A 13,648-nucleotide genomic window follows, 5' to 3' on the forward strand; every position below is an offset into this window, starting at 1 on the left:
GTCAGGCCTCCTTCGCGGGCTGGGTGAGACGGTCGAGGAGCAGGCCGAGGCAGACGATCGCGGCGCCGGCCACCAGGCCGGTGGCGAGGTCGCCCTGGGCGAGGCCGAGGACGACGTCGTAGCCGAGCGCGCCGCCGCCGACGAGGCCGCCGATGATGACGACGGCGAGGACCAGGACCACCGCCTGGTTGACGGCCAGCAGCAGCGCGGGCCGGGCAAGCGGCAGCTGGACCTGGCGCAGCAGCTGCCCGCGGGTCGCGCCGAGCGAGCGGGCGGATTCCACGACGGCCGGGTCCACCTCGCGCAGGCCCTGGACGGTGATCCGGACGACGGCGGGCAGCGCGTACACGATCGCGGCCGCGGCGGCCGGGGCGCGGCCGACGCCGAACAGCGCGACCACGGGGATGAGGTAGACGAACTGGGGCAGGGTCTGGCACACGTCGAGGACGGGCCGCAGCAGGCGCTCGGCCCGGGCGCTGCGGGCGGCTCCCACGGCGATCGCGAAGCCGGCGACGAGGGTGACGGCCACGGCGGCCAGCACCTGCGACAGCGTGTCCAGGGAGGCTTCCCACACACCGAGCACCCCGACGGCGGCGAGGGCGAGGACCGCGGTCAGTGCGGTGCGCCAGGTGCCGGCGAGCAGGGCGAGCGCGCCGGCCGCGAGCAGGAGCAGCCACCAGGGGGCGGCCTGCAGTCCGCCGCGCAGCGGGTCGAGGATCCAGCCGGTGAAGCGGGCGGCCCAGTCGGCGGTGCCGCCGATGACGGGTACGCCGGAGTAGAGGTGGTCGGTCATCCAGGCGACGGCCGAGTTCACCGGTTCGGCCAGGGAGAGCGTCCAGGACCCGGGCCATGCGGTGGTGCCGGCCATGCGGCCGACGACGGCGACGGCCACCGCTGCGAGGAGGGTGAGCAGGCGGCCGTACCAGCCGGCGAACACCCGCCGCAGCAGGTGCTGTTCACTCAGGGGTACGGGTGCGGCGCCGAGCCGGCGGCCCGCGGCGTCGGCGGTGCGGTCCAGGACGACGGCGAGCAGCACGATCGGGATGCCGGCGGCGAGGGCGGCGCCGACGTCGACGGAGGCGAGGGCCTGGTAGACGCGGTCGCCGAGGCCGCCCGCGCCGATCACGGAGGCGATGACGGCCATGGACAGGCCGGTCATGATGGCCTGGTTGACGCCGAGCAGGAGCTGTGGGCGCGCGAGGGGGAGGCGGGCGGTCAGCAGCCGCTGGCGGCCGGTGGCGCCGAGCGAGGCGGCGGCCTCCATGACGCCCGCGTCGGCTTCGCGCAGGCCGAGGGCGGTGAGGCGGGCCATGGGCGGGGCGGCGTAGACGACGGTGGCGAGGACGGCGGCGGGCACGCCGATGCCGAAGACGAGCACCATCGGCAGCAGGTAGGCGAAGGCCGGCAGGATCTGCATGGTGTCCAGTACGGGGCGCAGCAGGCGGTCGGCGCGCGGGGAGAGTCCCGCGGCGAGGCCGAGCAGGGCGCCGAGCACCACGGAGGCGGCGACGGCGACGACCATCAGCGCGAGGGTCTGCATGGTCGGCACCCACATGCCGAGCAGTCCGCAGGCGGCGAACGCGGCGGCGCAGGTCAGGGCGAGCCGGATGCCGGCGAGGCGGCAGGCGACCAGGGCGGCCAGTGCGGTGACCCCGGTCCATCCGGCGGCGAGGAGGAGCACGTACACGGCGCGGACGGCCACCACGACGGCGTTGCTGACGTGGCCGAAGAAGTGGAGGAACAGCGGGTGGCTGTCGCGGTGGTCGATGATCCAGTCGCCTGCGCGGCCGAGCGGGCCGGAGAGGTCCACGGAAAGGGCCGCGGGCCAGCTGCCGTCGCCGGGGAAGGCCGCTGCGAGCGGGATCAGCAGGACGAGGGCGATGCCCGTCGGGAGGAGGAACGCGCGGCCCGCGGCGGGGCCGCGCAGGCCTCTGCGGGGGCGGTCCTGCGCGGCGGGCGCGGTACGGGCGGACGCCGGGCCCGCGGGCCGCGCGGCGGACTTCCGGGTCTGCGCGGGGACCACGGCCCGGGAGCCGGCCTGTGCGGGGGTCGGGGTCGCGGTCATGCGCACCACCTCACGGGGTCGGGGACTCGGGTCCGGGGACGGTCGGGGCAGGTCATGCCGCGACCCCCCGTCCCGTGGGGGCGGGGAGCCCGGCCACGACGGCGAGCAGCCCGGCGTCGTCCACGACGCCCAGGCAGCGGCCTGCGTCGACGACGCGGGCCGGGCCGCCGCTGCGGGCGACGGCCTGGATGGCCTCGGCCACGGTGGTGGCGGGGGCCAGCGCGGGTCCCTGGTCGGCCTCGCCGGCGGTGGCGGGGCGCATCGCGGTGCGGACGGTGAGCACCTGTTCGCGGGGGACGTCGCGGACGAAGTCCCTGACGTAGTCGTCGGCCGGCGAGCCGACGATCTCCTCGGGCGTGCCGAGCTGGACGATGCGCCCGTCGCGCATCAGCGCGATCCGGTCGCCCAGGCTCAGGGCCTCGGCGAGGTCGTGGGTGATGAAGACCATGGTGCGGCCCTCTTCGTGGTGGAGCCGGGCGACCTCCTCCTGCATCTCGCGCCGGATGAGGGGGTCGAGGGCGCTGAACGGCTCGTCGAACAGGAGCACTTCGGGGTCGGCCGCGAGGGCGCGGGCCAGGCCGACGCGCTGCTGCTGGCCGCCGGAGAGCTGGCCGGGGCGCCGGTCCTGCAAACCGTCCAGGCCGACCTTGGCGACGAGTTCGGCGGCCTTGGCGCGGCGGTCCCCGCGTGCGACGCCCTGGATCTCCAGTCCGTACGCCACGTTGTCGAGGACGGTGCGGTGCGGGAGCAGGCCGAAGTGCTGGAAGACCATGGCGGCGCGGTGGCGGCGCAGGGCGCGCAGCCGGGTGGCGTCCATGGCCAGGACGTCCTCGCCGTCGATGGCCAGGCTTCCGGCGGTCGGTTCGATGAGCCGGGTGAGGCAGCGTACGAGGGTGGACTTGCCGGATCCGGACAGGCCCATGACGACGAAGACCTCGCCCTTGCGGACGTCGAAGGTGACGTCGCGGACTGCGGCGGTGCAGCCGGTGCGCTCGCGCAGCTCGGCGGCGGGCAGGCCGGCGTCGGCGGAGCCGGGGAGCTTCGCGGCGGCCTTGTCGGGGCCGAAGACCTTCCAGAGGCCGTTCACGGAGAAGACGGAGGGCGCGGCCGGGCCGCCGTCGGGCGCGGTGCCGGGCGCGGTGTCGGGTGCGGCGGGGGCCGGGGTGTTCGTGGCGTTCATCGGGTACCACCGTCCCGGGCGAGGAGTTCGGCTGCCTTCTCGCCGACCATGAGCACTGCGATCATCGGGTTGACCGCGGGCATGGTCGGGAAGACGGAGGCGTCCGCGATGCGGATGCCCTGGAGGCCGCGGACCTTGAGGTCCGGGCCCACGACGGCCCCGGGGTCGTCGGCGGCCCCCATCCGGCAGGTGCCGGCCGGGTGGTAGACGGTGTGGGCGACGGAGCGGGCGTAGGCGCTCAGTTCCTCGTCGCCGGTGATCTCCGGGCCGGGGCAGACCTCGCGCCCCAGCCAGCCGGCGAGCGGCTCGGTCGCGGCGATCTTCCGGGCGAGCTTGATGCCGTCGACGAGGGTGCGGCCGTCGTAGTCGTCCTCGTCCGTGAAGTAGCGGAAGTCCAGGGCCGGTTTCACCTCGGGGTCCGCGCTGGTCAGGTAGAGGCGGCCGCGGCTGCGCGGCTTGGGGATGTTGGGGGTCATCGACACTCCGTGGGCGGGGCGTTCGTAGCCGATGCGCTCGGGGTTGTCGGTGAAGGGGACCTGGTAGAAGTGGAACATCAGGTCGGGTCCCGCGGATTCGGGGTCGCGGCGGACGAACAGCCCCGCGTCGCTGTCCATGGCGGAGTTCTCCGGGATCGGGCCGTCGGTCTCCCAGACGATCACCGACTCGGGGTGGTCGAGCAGGTTCTCCCCCACCCCGGGCAGGTCGTGGACCGGCGGGATGCCGAGGGCTTCCAGGTCGGCGCGCGGGCCGATGCCCGAGTGCAGCAGGAGCCGCGGGGTGTCCACGGCGCCGGCGCAGACCAGCACCTCGCGGCGTGCGGTGAGCAGGGACCGCGTGCCGTCGGCGGCGCGTACGCGGACTCCGCGCGCCCGGGTGCCGTCGAGTTCGAGGCGGTAGGCCCAGGTCTCCAGCAGGATGCGGAGGTTGGGGCGCTCGTCCATGACGGGATGGAGGTAGGCGACCGACGCGGAGGAGCGCTTGTTGTCCTCGGGGTGGTAGGCGAGGTCGAAGAAGCCGGCGCCCTCGTGGAAGGGCTTGCGGTTGAAGCCCTCGATGCGGGGGACGCCCAGGGCGCTGTGCGCGGAGTCGACGAAGTCGCGTGCGATGGCGTTGCGGTCCTTCTCGGCCACCGGGACGATGTTGTTGAGGAGCTTGTCGAAGTACGGCTCCATGGCGGAGGCGTGCCAGCCGTCGGCCCCCGCCTGCCCCCACTCGTCCCAGTCGGACGGGAGCGGTTTGAAGGCGATCAGCGTGTTGTGCGAGGAGCAGCCGCCGAGGACGCGGGCGCGGCTGTGGCGGATGTGCGAGTTGCCCCGGGGCTGCTCGGTGGTGGGGTAGTCGTAGTCGAGCTCGCCGCCGAGCAGGCCCATCCAGCGGCGCAGGGTGAGGACGTCGGGGCGGTCGACGTCGCTGGGGCCGCCCTCGATGACGGCGACGGTGACGTCCGGGTCCTCGGTGAGGCGGGACGCGATCACGGAGCCGGCGGTCCCGCCGCCGACGACGACGTAGTCGTACTCGTACCCGTGCTCGTACCCGTGCTCGTGTCCTGCGGGGGTGGGGGTGGGGGTGGGGGTGTGCGTGGGGGTGGTCATGGCTGTGCTTCTCCTTCAGCCCGCGAACCAGCGCACGGGGCGCGGGGCGAGGTTGTGGTACACGTGCTTGGTCTCGCGGTACTCGGCCAGGCCCGAGGGGCCCAGTTCGCGTCCGGTGCCGGACTTGCCGAAACCGCCCCACTCCGCCTGCGGGAGGTAGGGGTGGAAGTCGTTGATCCAGACGGTGCCGTGGCGCAGCCGGCCCGCCACGCGGCGGCCGCGGCCCGGGTCGGAGGTCCAGACGGCGCCCGCGAGGCCGTATTCGGTGTCGTTGGCGAGGGCGACGGCCTCGGCCTCGGTGCGGAAGGTCTCGACGGTCAGGACGGGCCCGAAGACCTCCTCCCGTACGACGCGCATCCCCCGGTGGCAGCGGTCGAGCACGGTCGGCCGGTAGAAGTAGCCGGGTCCGTCGGGCCGTACGCCGCCGGAGCGGAGCACAGCACCTTCGGCGAGGGCGGAGGCCACGTACTCCTCGGTGCGTTCGCGCTGGGCGGCGGACACCAGCGGCCCGCACTCCACGCCCGGGGCGGTGCCGCGGCCGAGGCGGATCCGGTCGGCCCGGCGGGCGAGTTCGGCGACGAAGCGCTCGGCGGCGCTCTCCTCGACGATGAGCCGGGACCCTGCGGAGCAGACCTGGCCGCTGTGCATGAAGGCCGCGTTGAGGGCCTGGTCGACGGCGGTGTCGAAGCCTGGCCGGGTGGTGCAGGCGTCGGCGAAGACGACGTTGGGGTTCTTGCCGCCGAGTTCGAGGGCGACCTTCTTGACGGAGTCGGCGGCCGCGCGCATCACCTTCGTACCGCTGGTGAGGCCGCCGGTGAAGGAGACGAGGTCGACGTCGGGGTGGGCGGCGAGGCGCGCGCCGACGGGGTCGCCAGCGCCGGTGACCAGGTTCGCCACGCCGGCCGGCAGGCCGGCCTCCACCAGCAGGCCGATGAGGGCGGCCGTGGACAGCGGGGTGATCTCGCTGGGCTTGAGCACGAAGGTGTTGCCCGCGGCGAGGGCGGGGGCGATCTTCCAGGAGGCCTGGAGGAGCGGGTAGTTCCACGGGGTGATCAGGGCGCAGACCCCGACGGGCTCGTGGACGACGACGCTGTGGACGTCGCAGGTGCCGGCGTCGACCACGCGGCCCGCGCTCTCGCCGGCGACGAGGTCGGCGAAGTAGCGGAAGGCGTCGGCGACGCAGTCCACGTCGACGCGGCCCTCTTGCAGGGTCTTGCCCGCGTCGCGGCTCTCCAGCAGTGCGATGCGCTCGCGGTCGCGCTGGAGCAGGTCGGCGGTGCGGCGCAGGAGCGCGGCCCGCTCCGCGACGGGGGTCCGGGGCCACTCCCCTCCGTCGAAGGCCGCGCGTGCGGCGCTGACCGCCGCGTCGGTGTCCGCGGTGCCGCCCTCGGCGACGACGGCGAGGACCGTGGCGTCCGCCGGGTCGAGTACCTCTCGGGTGGCTCCTGACACGGCGGAACGCCAGGTCCCGGCGATGTGGATGGTCGGCTGCTCGGACACGACGCGCTGTACCTCCGATTGCGGCCACCGCGGCCTACCCGCGGTGGTGCTGCTCGGGCGCGCTTGCCCCGGTCCTCGGAAGGCATGTCACATCCGTCACAGGAAGTGACGGGAGTCACTCCCCGCCACTCCGCGGCGAGATGGTGCATATCGGTGAAAAGACGACAGCACTGGCGGCCGGTCGGCCGCCGGGCGGGAGGGCCGGCCGGGGCGGGACGACGGGGAGCCGTGTCCGCCGGAGAGCGGGACGAACGAGGCCGCCGCGCCAGGTGCTTCCCCGGTGTACGCCACTCTCGTCATGGGTACGGGGCACGCGGGGGCGCGGGCGGGGTGCGTGGCGCCCGGGAGGGGGCGGGGATGGCACCGGTCGTAGTGGTCCACGGCATGTTCAACTTCCTGCGGGGCGCGACGCCCCCCGAAGCGGCCGCACTCCGGGCACTGACCTGGCAGCAGCGGCTCGCCGGGAGCCTTGCCCTGGTGTCCCCGGGCACGCGGGTCCCCGAGCTGGAGGTCGCCTACTACGCGGACCTGCTGCGCCGGGAACTGCCCGAGAACGCCCAGTCCGAGGAGAGGGCACCGGACTTCGACGACCTGGACGAGCACGAGGCGTTCGAGGTCGCGCAGTGGCTCACCGCTGCGGGGGTGGAGGTGCCCGAGGACGCCATGAACCTCGGCATGGCGCCGGTGAGATGGATGCTCGGGCGGTTACTGGAAGAGCGCGGCAACCGCCTCACCCGGCGGCTGCGTGAGCAGACGTCCGACCGCATCCAGCAGGCCATCGTCTCCAACCTGCGCGAGGTGGAGGCGTACACCACCTGGCCGGAGCGACGCCGCCTGGTGCGCGAGCGCATCGCGGACACGATCCGCCGCGCCGCTCCCGGCATCGTCATCGCCCACTCCCTGGGCACCTGCACCACCTACGAGACCCTGCACGCCAACCCCGACATCAAGGTCGACCTCCTCCTCACCTTGGGCTCCCCGCTGAGGGTCCCCGCGCTCACCCGGCGCCTCGATCCCGCACTGCGAGGCGGCAGGGGGGCCAAGCCGGCCGGCGTCGGGCGCTGGGTCAACATCGCCGACGTCGGCGACCCCGTCGCCGTGCCGCCCGGGCTGTCCGCCGTCTTCCCCGTCGACCAGGACGAGACCTGCGACAACGGCTTCGGCTTCCACGGCCTGGGTGGATATCTGGCCAACGGCCTGACCGCCGCCGCCGTGGCCCCGTACCTGGCCTGAGCAGGCGTACGGTGACCAAGGCTCTGGTGGTCGGCGTCGGCGAGTTCGGCCGGCCCGGCCCCGCCGGCGAGTCGGCGGACGCCACGGATACCGGCACCGCAACCACCTCCCTGCGCCCCCTTCCCGCGGTCGCCCCCGCGGTACGCGAACTGGCCTCGGCCCTGGCCCGCGCGGGCGCGAGCACCGGGGAGGCCCTTGTCGGGTGCACCAGCACGGAGTTCGCGGCGGCCTGGCTGGAACTGCGCCGCCCCTTCGAGAGCGAAGAACCGCTGATCGTCCACTTCGCCGGGCACGGTGTGGTCTCTGCGGCCAGCAACACCCTGTTCCTGGCCACCTCCGACCTCCAGGAGGACAGCGCGGCACTCCACGCCACGGGTGTCAGCGTCAGCAACCTCCTGGTGGCCGCCGTCGACGCCCGGCGTCCCGTGCTCCTGCTGCTCGACGTGTGCGGCGCGGGCAAGGCCGTCGAGGCGGAGCGGCTGCACAACCTCCTCACCCGGCAGCCCCAGGACGCCGACCCGAACGTCTGGATCATCGGCGCCAGCGCCAGCCGGGCCCTCGCGTTCGGAGCACGCTTCACCACCGCCACCGTCGAGGTCCTGCACCGCCTCGCCGACGGCGACCTCGACATCAGTCCCCGCGAGGAGTACGTCCCCTTCACCACCCTCGCCCAGGCCGTCCACCGGCAGCTCGCCGCCACCGACAGTGCTGCCGGGCGCTACGTCCAGGACGTCGTCCACTCCCCGCTCGCCCGCGCCGCCCCCGAGACACCGCCCTTCCTCCGCAACCCCGCCCACCGTCCCGGTGCCCGCGCCGACCGGCTGCCGGGACTGCACCCGGCCCTGCGCGGCCTGGCCGAGGCGTGCACACCCGGCCTCGACCCGGTCCACTTCGGCGGACGGGTCGCGGGCGCCCGCGACGTGGACGCCATCCTGTTCTCCGGGCGCGCCGCACAGCTCGCACGTATCCAGGACTGGACCTTCGCCGCGGCCCGCAGGAACCGGCTGCTCGTGGTCACCGGCGGACCGGGCAGCGGAAAGTCCGCGCTGCTCGGCGTCACCGCCTGCCTGCTCCACCCCGAACTCGACGGGTTCGGCAACAGTGTGGCCGCGGTCGTCGACGGCTTCTACCCCAGGCAGCCCGAGACGGTCCTCGCCGTCCACGCCCGCCAGCTCACCCTCCGGCAGATCACCGACTCCCTCGCCCAGCAGCTCAGGGCCCGGCGCGAGCCCGGCGCCCCGGGCGCGCACCAGCCGTCAGGACAGCCGCCAGGGCACTCCCCGCAGCCGCCCCCGAAGGAGCACCGCACCCCCGGATCGGCCACCGCGGCACTCCTGGAGGAACTGGCCGGGGCGGGCGACGTGCTGGTCATCCTGGACGCCCTGGACGAGGCCGTCGACCCCGCGTCCGTACTCGGTGAACTCCTGCTGCCCCTGGCCACCGGCCCCGACACCGCGGGCTGCCGGCTGCTCCTCGGCACCCGCCCCTGGTGGGACGCCCTGCCCGCGCTGCGCCGCCACCTGGCCGCGCACCCCGAGGCCGTCCTCGACCTCGACCCCCGCGACGCCGGCGAACGGCGCGCGCTCGCCGCCGACCTCGACGGCTACCTGCGCGGACTCCTGCGTCCGCGCGCCCGCGACGCGCGCGAGCGGGTCCGTGCCATCGCCCGGCGGCTCTCCGAGTACACCGACCACGGCGCCTTCCTCGTCGCCGCCGTCTACGCCGAACACCTGCGCACCACACCGTCCGCCGAGGCCGCCCAGCCTCCTTGCGGCGTCACCGAGGTCTTCGACCTCCACTGCGGCAGCCTCGCCGCCACCGACCCCTGGATCCGTCCGGTCCTCGATGTCCTCGGCCGGGCCCGCGGGCAGGGCATGCCCCTCGACCTCCTGCACGCCGCCGCCCTCGCCCACCGGCCGCCCGACCTCACCGGGCCCACACCCCAACTCGCCGACACCCGCCGCGTGCTCGGCAAGGCGGCCTTCCACACCCGGACCGCCGTCGACACCGACCAGCGCCTCCTCTACCGCTACTTCCACCAGTCCCTGGCCGACCACACGGCGGCCCGCACCGACCCGGCGGTGTTCCACCAGGCACTCCTCGCCACCCTCCCCACCGGCCAGGACGGCGCACGGGACTGGACCTACGCCCACCCCTATCTCCTGCGCCACGCCGCCGAGCACGCCGCCGAGGCAGGCGCCGCCGCCCTGCGGGACCTGCTGCTGAACCACACCTATCTGGGGGCCGCGGATTTGGAGCGGCTGCTGCCCCTCGCCCTGCGGCGCATCGACGGCGAGGGCCACATCGGCGCGCACGGGCAGATCATCCGCCATGCCGCCCACCGCACGGCCCTCCTCGCGGACCGGTCCGGACAGGGCGCGCTGCTCGCCCTCGCCGCCCTCCACCTGGGCCTGGACGAGGAACGCGACGCGTTCGGCGGCGTCCGCCCCCGTGGTCTGCGCAGCGTCTGGGCGACCACCGCGCCCCGGCGCCTCGGCTCCCTCCCCGTACAGCCCGGACCGGTGGTGTCGCTCGACGCCGCCGTCGTGCGCGACCCGGAGGACGGGCGGCCCCGCGAGATCATCGTGACGGCCTGCGACGACGGCTGGGTACGGGTGTGGGACGCCCGGCTCACCACCCTCGTCGCCGAGGTGGACATGGCACCCTCACGGCCCGTGGGGGTTCGGCTGGCCGGACCGCCCGGCGCGGAACTGACGGTGCTCGACGCCGCGTTCGGCATCTGGCGGGGCGACGTCTGGGGCAGGGACGTCCTGACCCGTACGGGTCGCGCCTTTCCCGAACCGGAGGGGCAGCGCGGGACGTGGATGGCGCGCGCCGTCGAGGGCCGGGCGGCGAACCGGCTGCACATCGTCTGGGGCAGGAGGGAGAGGGAGTCCGAGACCCGTGTCGCCGAACTCGACCTGGACGTCGAGGACAGCCTGGTCGGCTCAGCCCTGCTCGGCAGGAGCACCCTGCGCGAGGACGACGACTCCGGCCTGTTCCTCCGGCCGTACGGCGGGGGACGGCTCCCCCTGGCGGCATCGGCCGGGGACGCTCCCGTCGCTGCCGTCGGGAACCCGCTGCTGGACGAGGTGTGGCTGCTCGACATCGAGGGCGAGGCGGCGGTGGCTGGCCGCGTCCCCATGGGCCCCCACCAGGGCGTCCGACACTGCAGAACCCTCCTCTGCGGCCGCCTGAACGGCGTCCCGGTGGCCGTCACCGGCGACTACATGGGCGAGATCAGCATCAGGACGGTGGCATCGTCCGAGAACACCATCACCTTCTCCGCGCGGCCCGCCCACACCTTCACCGGGCACTTCCTGGGCGTCGAGGACCTCGCCATCACCACCGTCGCGGGCCGCGAGGTGCTGCTCTCCAGCGGCACGGACGGCGCGGTGCACCTGTGGGACCCCGAGGACACCCGCGGGGCCCGGCGCCCCGCGCCCTTCGCGGGGGCGATCGCCGGCCTGGCCGTCGCGACGCTGACATCACCGGAACCAGGCCGCGGCCGCCACCTGGTGGTGGCCGGCGACACCGCCGGCAACTGGGGCGTCACCTGCATGGGTTCGGGACGCCCGGTCCACGGGACACCGCCCCGTCGCGAGGGCGAGGTGACCGGCGTGGCGACCGCCGTGCTCCCGGTGGCGGGGACGCCGCGGCCGCTGGGAGTCGTCTGCTCCACCGACCAGTCGATCCGGCTGATGGACCTGGAGACCGGCGAGGCGGTCGGGAGGCCGTTCGGCGGCATCGTCGAGTCCATGGGCACCCGTTGCGAGTGGACCGCCGTCACGGCCGGGTCGCTCGCGGGCCGCAGCGTGGTCGTGGGAGCCGCGACGGGCCACTACCGACGGCACCGCTACAACACCCTGTACGTCTTCGCCGCGGAGGACTGGAGCGACACCGCCGCACGGGAGACCCTTGTCGAACCGCTGTTCGGAACGGTCAGCGGACACCGGGGCCCGATCCCGTGCGTCACGCTCGGAACGGTGGGCGGGCGGGACATCCTGGTCACCGGGTCCGCGGACGGCCACGTCCGGGTGTGGGACGGCAGCACTTTCGAGAGGTCGGCCCCGCCCCTGGAGACCGGCTCGGCGTCCGTCCTCGACCTCTGGCTCGGCGAACTCCGGGGCCGGGAGGTCATTCTCGCCGTGTGCGGCGACGGCACCCTCCGCCGTTGGGACGCCCGCACCTTCGAGAGCCTCGGCGAGCCGGTGGCCGCCCACACCGGTGAGGCCAGAGGAGTGGGCGTGGCCGTAGGCGAGCACGGACCCGTGGTGGTGACGACGGGACTCGACGGCCTGGTCCGCACCTGGGACCCCGCCACCTGGAACGAGTACGGGCCCGTCCACCCCCTCCTCCACCCGGGAACGGCACTGGACTGCGCCGGGCCGACGGTGATGGTGGCCTCAGGAGTCACCCTGGTCCGGCTGGACCTGGACGGTCCGCCGGGCTGAGGCAGCACGGCGTGCCGTCGACCGGCTCCGGCGGCACGGCCGTCCCCTTCCGGCTGCGCCCCTGATCGGCCGGACGGCACCGGTCGTGTCCGTCCTGGTCCGTCTCCTTCGGATCCTGTCGGCCGAGCCCGCGTTGCCCGGTTCCGTGCATCGCAAGGCGGGGGAACTCCCCGCGTACCGGAGGTCCTCGGGAGCCCCGGCAGGCCCCGGAAGAGACGGCTCAGCCGTGCGCCAGCAGGAGGTGGCGCTCGTCGGCGGTGAGGCCGCCGCGCACACCGTGCAGGACCCGGTCGGCCAGGGCCCGGCGCCGGCAGGGGAGCCGGGCCGGGCAGCGGTGGCACACCGCCTTGGCGGCTTCCTCGCGCTGCCGGGCGGCTTCGGCCTGCTCGTTGGCGCCCCGCTCGAAGACGTCCCGCGCCCCGGAGCGGCACGGTCCGTCGACCGGGGCGTCGTGGCGGGGGTCGAGGAGTACATCCGTACGGGAGAGGTCGGTCACGCCCGGGTTCCTTCCGGCAGGGGCGGTCCGTGGCGACCGCCTGGTGCCGCGCGTATCACCGGAATCCGAGCGTCCATGCGTCGTCGGGCAGGCTCGTCCGATTCCGGTCCCGGCGTGTGACAGGGGCGCCGTCAGTCCCGCTTGTACCCGTCGCCGAAGTTCAGGGTGTGTTCGAGGACGTCCTCCATCGGGTCGTCGATCTGCCCGATGTTGATCAGTGCGACCACCGGCGCGTCGCGCGATACCCGATGGTCGTCCGCCACGGCGCTTCCGGCGGCGATGACGGCGAGAGCAGCCACCAGGACTCCTGTGATGATCTTCCTCATGCTTCGGTAACGACAACGGACCGCGGAGGATGCGGCTTCCAACCATCGCCGCGGACCCGGCCGCCGGCCGGTGAGCCGCGCCACTGCCGAAACCGCTACCGAGGTCGTCCCGGCGAAGCCCCGGCTGTCGGCGTGGCTGCGCCTCGGTCACGCCCGGGGCGCCTGTTGGGCGGGCGGCGGGGCTCGATCACGCGGGACCGAGGACGTTGTCGAGGTGGGCGGCGAGTGAGGAGCGCAGCTCCTCGGGGGACATCTTCTGCTCGTCGACGAGGTGGGCCACCAGGTCGGCCCGGATGGCGGCCAGCAGGGCGTGGGCGGTGAAGTCCGGGGCGTGGACGCCGGGTACCCGTTCGAGCGCCGTGCGCAGGGTCTCGTGCCACCAGCCGTAGTGCTGGGCCCGGTACGGGCTGCTGATGCCGGCGTCCTCCGCGGCGGACATGAGGTTCCGGTTCTCGATCTTGAAGGCCAGGGCGGCGTCGAGGAGGTCCGCCACCTGCCGGCGGGGTGCGGAGCCCGCCGCCTCCTGAACCTCCCGCACCGTGTGCCGCAGCGGTTCGAGGCGGGAGGTGATCACGGCGGCGATCAGGCCGGCGCGGTCGCCGAAGCGGCGGAAGAGGGTGCCCTTGCCCACGCCCGCGGCTGCGGCGATGTCGTCCATCGACACGCTGTGGGGGCTGCTGCTGGCGGCGAAGAGGGCGTCGGCGGCTGCCAGGACGGCTTCTCGGTTGCGCTGGGCGTCGGCGCGTTCGGTGCGCTCGGTCCGTGCCGTACGCTCCGTACGCTCGGCTCGTTGGGCCACGGG

9 protein-coding genes are annotated in these 13,648 nt (G+C 74.5%); 2 read left to right on the plus strand and 7 right to left on the minus strand.

Translation table 11 applies throughout. From position 1 onward, the window contains the following. Position 1: 1 nt before the first annotated feature. From AVW11_RS20020 to AVW11_RS20035, 4 genes are read right to left on the minus strand one after another with little or no spacing between them, the layout of a single operon-like run. Positions 2-2,065 carry an ABC transporter permease gene (locus tag AVW11_RS20020; RefSeq protein WP_079250701.1) on the minus strand — a complete coding sequence of 688 codons (2,064 nt, stop codon included), beginning with the start codon at positions 2,063-2,065 and terminating at the stop codon, positions 2-4. A gap of 52 nt (positions 2,066-2,117) precedes the next feature. Beyond that, the gene (locus AVW11_RS20025) at positions 2,118-3,245 is read right to left on the minus strand and encodes a quaternary amine ABC transporter ATP-binding protein (protein ID WP_079250702.1); all 1,128 of its coding nucleotides are present in this window, start codon (positions 3,243-3,245) and stop codon (positions 2,118-2,120) included. After that, complete coding sequence (locus AVW11_RS20030; protein ID WP_076045085.1) at positions 3,242-4,837, minus strand: GMC family oxidoreductase; 1,596 nt, start codon at positions 4,835-4,837, stop codon at positions 3,242-3,244. Before AVW11_RS20030 ends, AVW11_RS20025 begins: the two co-directional genes overlap by 4 nt. A gap of 15 nt (positions 4,838-4,852) precedes the next feature. Further along, a complete protein-coding gene (locus AVW11_RS20035; protein ID WP_076045087.1) occupies positions 4,853-6,337 on the minus strand; it encodes an aldehyde dehydrogenase family protein in 1,485 nt (494 codons plus the stop codon). Between the two features lie 357 nt (positions 6,338-6,694). Between AVW11_RS20035 and AVW11_RS20040 the strand changes: the two genes are divergently transcribed. Further along, positions 6,695-7,570, plus strand: coding sequence for a hypothetical protein (locus tag AVW11_RS20040; RefSeq protein ID WP_076045089.1), 876 nt, complete (start codon positions 6,695-6,697; stop codon positions 7,568-7,570). 11 nt (positions 7,571-7,581) lie between these two features. Then, on the plus strand, positions 7,582-12,024 hold the full coding sequence (locus AVW11_RS20045; protein ID WP_076045091.1) for a P-loop domain-containing protein: 4,443 nt from the start codon (positions 7,582-7,584) through the stop codon (positions 12,022-12,024). A gap of 220 nt (positions 12,025-12,244) precedes the next feature. On the opposite strand, the gene AVW11_RS20050 is transcribed toward AVW11_RS20045, so the two are convergent. The 3 genes from AVW11_RS20050 to AVW11_RS20060 form a co-directional block, all read right to left on the minus strand. Next, on the minus strand, positions 12,245-12,520 hold the full coding sequence (locus tag AVW11_RS20050; protein ID WP_060180185.1) for a WhiB family transcriptional regulator: 276 nt from the start codon (positions 12,518-12,520) through the stop codon (positions 12,245-12,247). A gap of 131 nt (positions 12,521-12,651) precedes the next feature. Then, entirely contained in the window at positions 12,652-12,846 is a 195-nt protein-coding gene (locus AVW11_RS20055; protein WP_060180184.1) for a hypothetical protein, read from the minus strand. A 187-nt stretch (positions 12,847-13,033) separates the two neighbouring features. Further along, on the minus strand, positions 13,034-13,645 hold the full coding sequence (locus tag AVW11_RS20060; protein WP_060180183.1) for a TetR/AcrR family transcriptional regulator: 612 nt from the start codon (positions 13,643-13,645) through the stop codon (positions 13,034-13,036). Positions 13,646-13,648 lie beyond the last annotated feature (3 nt).

It is taken from the genome of Streptomyces amritsarensis (assembly GCF_001953875.1).
In the GTDB taxonomy this organism is placed as follows: Bacteria; Actinomycetota; Actinomycetes; order Streptomycetales; family Streptomycetaceae; genus Streptomyces; species Streptomyces amritsarensis.

What these genes read in the sequence shown, in the direction of transcription:
- AVW11_RS20020 (WP_079250701.1), bottom strand. Translation starts at nt 2,065, where the DNA reads ATGACCGCGACCCCGACCCCCGCACAGGCCGGCTCCCGGGCCGTGGTC.
- AVW11_RS20025 (WP_079250702.1), bottom strand. Translation starts at nt 3,245, where the DNA reads ATGAACGCCACGAACACCCCGGCCCCCGCCGCACCCGACACCGCGCCC.
- AVW11_RS20030 (WP_076045085.1), bottom strand. Translation starts at nt 4,837, where the DNA reads ATGACCACCCCCACGCACACCCCCACCCCCACCCCCACCCCCGCAGGA.
- AVW11_RS20040 (WP_076045089.1), top strand. Translation starts at nt 6,695, where the DNA reads ATGGCACCGGTCGTAGTGGTCCACGGCATGTTCAACTTCCTGCGGGGC.
- AVW11_RS20055 (WP_060180184.1), bottom strand. Translation starts at nt 12,846, where the DNA reads ATGAGGAAGATCATCACAGGAGTCCTGGTGGCTGCTCTCGCCGTCATC.